We start from the raw sequence: 1,331 nt of genomic DNA, 5'->3' as shown, positions 1-1,331 counted from the left end.
CGAGACTTGCCAGTACCACAGCACTGGTAATGGCCTCGATACTGTGACCGACGAGGACGCAAACGCTGGCATTTTTAGCGGCTTGGTTAAATGAATGTGGTGCGGATTGGTCGTTATCTGTCTGTTGTTTATTTATAGCGGCAGCGCTCATAAGATTACCTTTTATATTGCAAAGTTAGCAGCGTGGATAAGTGGATAAGCCAGTCGCATGATGCCACTAGCCACTAGCGATTAAGACAACAGTTTAATATGCTGCAATAGCTGATTGGTAGAGGTATCAAATTGCGCATCGCCGCCTTGCTGCATGGCGGTATGCACCGACTCTGCCATTTTCTTGCCCATCTCAACGCCCCACTGATCAAACGGATTGATGTCCCAAATGCTGGCCATAACATAAACCTTGTGCTCATAAAGCGCTATCAGCTCCCCCAAACTATGCGGGGTCAGCTCATCAATAAGGAGCGTGGTTGACGGCTGATTACCACGGTAATATTTGTATTTATCGGCATCAGAAGCCGCTTCAATATCCTTATCAGCAATAGCAGCATTACCAAAAGCTAAAACCCGACTTTGCGCTAAACAGTTTGCCAAAGACAATTCATGCTGTTGCTGTAGCGATTCATTTGTTGCATCATCACTATAACGGCGCACGCACGCAATAAAGTCACAAGAGACCTGCTGCGTTCCTTGATGCAAAAGCTGATAAAAAGCATGCTGCGCATTGGAGCCAATCTCGCCCCACAAAATTGGACACGTATCATAATCAAGGCGCTCGCCATGCTGCGTCACCGATTTACCATTACTTTCCATCTCAAGCTGGGTCAAGTAGCTTGGCAAATACTCCAAACGCCCATCATATGGCAGCACGGTATGCGCATTGACTTGTAAAAAGGTACTGTTCCAAACGGCAAGTAAACCTAATAATACTGGCAAATTCTCAGAAAAGTCTGCTTGGGCGAAATGCTCATCCATATTATGTGCGCCAGCTAGCAGCTCTTTAAAGCCGTTCATGCCAATACGAATGGCGATAGCAAGTCCAATCGCCGACCATAAAGAAAAACGACCGCCAACCCATTCCCACAGCTGCAATTGATGCTCAGAATGAATGCCCCAGGCAGTCATTTTTTCACAATTGGCCGATACGCCGATAAAGTGACGACGCAAGACGCTTTCTTCCGTGCCAGCGCGTAGCTTTGCCGTAGCGAGTAACCACGACAGGGCTGTCTTGGCATTCGATAGCGTATCAACGGTGCCAAAAGATTTGGAGGAGATGATAAATAAAGTGGTTTCAGAATTTAAGTGCTTGAGCAAATTATCAAGCTGTGTGCCAT

Annotated in this window: 1 protein-coding gene; it reads right to left on the bottom strand. The window is 46.7% G+C overall.

Annotated elements, in window-relative coordinates; genetic code table 11:
* Positions 1 to 231: 231 nt before the first annotated feature.
* On the bottom strand, positions 232 to 1,331 hold a 1,100-nt coding region (gene pgi, locus V7D75_RS05510), incomplete at its 5' end, for a glucose-6-phosphate isomerase (protein WP_333613742.1).

The sequence above is a fragment of the Psychrobacter sp. genome (assembly GCF_036731945.1).
Taxonomy (GTDB): Bacteria; Pseudomonadota; Gammaproteobacteria; order Pseudomonadales; family Moraxellaceae; genus Psychrobacter.
The sequence above is the reverse complement of the archived record's forward strand: the minus strand, read 5'-3'. Positions and strand labels throughout refer to the sequence as shown.